The 1,215-nt window shown below is 74.8% G+C and carries 1 protein-coding gene; it reads right to left on the minus strand.

The features are described 5' to 3' along the window. Positions 1-1,215 (minus strand): 4-alpha-glucanotransferase (malQ, locus tag DPV74_RS41450; RefSeq protein WP_119339293.1); only part of this gene is annotated, 1,215 nt, incomplete at both ends.

The following is a 1,215-nucleotide window of genomic DNA, read 5'->3' on the forward strand; positions in this document are numbered from 1 at the left end:
TTCCGCGTGCGCGGCGGGAAGGCCGGGGGGCGTGTCGGGCGGCGCCGCGTTGCCGGCTTCCGGGCACGGCGCGGTGTCGTGCCCGCGCGCCTGCACGATTTCGTCGGAATCGTGGGCACTGGCGTCGTCCGGCGCGGGAGCGGCCACATCGTGCCTGTCCGGTTCGTCGTGCTGCGCGGCGACCTGGGCCGCGGCTTGCCGCCAGGCCAGGTCGACGCCGCGCCACCAGCCGGCCACGGTCGGCAAATCGTGAGTCGACGTCGTCGCGATCGCGTCGCGGTCCCACTCGGACGGCTGCCGGAACGCGCCGCCCGCGTCGCGCTCGAACCACAGCACGCGCATGCCCGCGACTCCCTGCGCGCCGAGCCGTTCACGAAACCCGGCGGGCACCGTGCCGAGATCCTCGCCGATCGCGAGCGCCCGATGGCGGGCCGCCTCGAGCGCGACGAGCCGCATCAGATCGTCGACCGGATAACGCAGGTACGCGCCGTCGCGCGGCGAGCCGCCGTCCGGCACGATCCACATCCGCGCGAAGCCGAGCACGTGATCGATGCGGATGCCGCCCGCGTGCGCGAACGCCGCGCGCAGCAGCTCGATGAACGGCACGAAACCTTCCGCGCGCAGCGCGTCCGGCGTCCAGGTCGTCACGCCCCACGCCTGGCCGGCCGCGTTGAACAGGTCGGGCGGCGCGCCGAGCGACACGCCGCGCAGCAGCGTCGCGCCGTGCGCCCACGCGTCGCTGCCCGCGCGATCGGAGCCGACCGCGAGATCGGCGATCAGCCCGGTGGCCATGCCCGCGCGGCGTGCCGCATGCTGCGCGTCGCCGAGCGCGCGCGCGGCGCACCATTGCAGGAACGTATGGAACGCGACCGTATCGGCATGCGTGTGCGCGAATGCATCGACTTCCGCCGATGCTGGGTCGCGCCACGGCGCCGGCCACTGTCGCCAGTCCGCCCCGAGCCCGTGTTCGAGGCAGAACGCCTGCAGCGCATCGAAGCGCGCATGCGCGTCGAGCGCCGCGCTGCCCGTCGCGCGAAACCGCTGGAACGCGTCGCGCGACGGGGCGTCGTCGGCGCGCCACGCGTCGAAGCACGCGCGCAGGCGGCGCAGCTTCAGCGGCAGCACGTGCGGCCAGTCGATCAGCGGCGCATCGGCTGCCGCACCGGCTACGTGACGCACGGCCTCGGCGCCCGGCACCGCGTCGCAGTCGAGATA

It is taken from the genome of Burkholderia sp. HAN2018 (assembly GCF_024704855.1).
In the GTDB taxonomy this organism is placed as follows: domain Bacteria; phylum Pseudomonadota; class Gammaproteobacteria; order Burkholderiales; family Burkholderiaceae; genus Burkholderia; species Burkholderia cepacia.